At 57.7% G+C, this 1,195-nt stretch carries 1 protein-coding gene; it reads left to right on the forward strand.

The features are described from left to right. Positions 1-1,193, forward strand: a 1,193-nt coding sequence (gene tuf / locus NA645_RS20090) for an elongation factor Tu (protein ID WP_197446135.1), incomplete at its 5' end; no start/stop codon positions are given. Between the last annotated feature and the right edge of the window lie 2 nt (positions 1,194-1,195).

Genomic DNA, 1,195 nt, shown 5'->3' on the forward strand with positions numbered 1-1,195 from the left:
TGGCTAAAGAAAAATTCGAACGTAACAAACCGCACCTGAACGTCGGCACCATTGGTCACGTTGACCATGGCAAGACCACTCTGACCGCAGCGCTGACCAAGGTCTGTGCTGAGACTTGGGGTGGTTCGGCGCGTGACTTCTCGCAGATCGACAATGCGCCGGAAGAGAAGGCTCGTGGTATCACCATCAACACCTCCCACGTTGAATATGATTCCTCGATCCGTCACTACGCGCACGTTGACTGCCCAGGTCACGCTGACTATGTGAAGAACATGATCACCGGTGCGGCGCAGATGGACGGTGCGATCCTGGTTTGCTCCGCTGCTGACGGCCCGATGCCGCAAACTCGCGAGCACATCCTGCTGTCCCGTCAGGTTGGTGTTCCCTATATCGTCGTGTTCCTGAACAAGGCCGACATGGTTGACGACGCCGAGCTGCTGGAATTGGTCGAGATGGAAGTTCGCGACCTGCTGTCGACCTATGACTTCCCGGGTGATGACACTCCGATCATCATCGGTTCCGCGCTCATGGCGCTGAACGGTCAGGATGACAACGAAATGGGTGTGTCGGCCGTGCGCAAGCTGGTCGAAACTCTGGATGCCTACATCCCCGAGCCTGAGCGTGCCATCGACAAGCCGTTCCTGATGCCGATCGAAGACGTGTTCTCGATCTCTGGTCGCGGTACCGTTGTGACTGGTCGTGTCGAGCGTGGCATCGTCAAGGTCCAGGAAGAAATCGAGATCGTTGGTATCCGTGCCACGACCAAGACTACCTGCACCGGCGTTGAAATGTTCCGCAAGCTGCTCGACGAAGGTCGTGCTGGTGAGAACGTTGGCGTGCTGCTGCGCGGCACCAAGCGTGATGACGTCGAGCGTGGTCAGGTTCTGGCCAAGCCGGGCACCATCAAGCCGCACACTAAGTTCGAAGGCGAAGTCTACGTCCTGAGCAAGGAAGAGGGCGGGCGTCACACTCCGTTCTTCAAGGGCTACCGTCCGCAGTTCTACTTCCGTACCACTGATGTGACCGGTAACTGCGAACTGCCGGAAGGCGTGGAAATGGTCATGCCGGGCGACAACATCAAGATGGTTGTTACCCTGATCGCTCCGATCGCTATGGAAGACGGTCTGCGCTTCGCGATTCGCGAAGGTGGCCGTACCGTTGGTGCCGGCGTGGTTGCCAAGATCATCGAATAATC

This window comes from Stutzerimonas stutzeri, assembly GCF_024448955.1.
Classification (GTDB): Bacteria; Pseudomonadota; Gammaproteobacteria; order Pseudomonadales; family Pseudomonadaceae; genus Stutzerimonas; species Stutzerimonas stutzeri_AQ.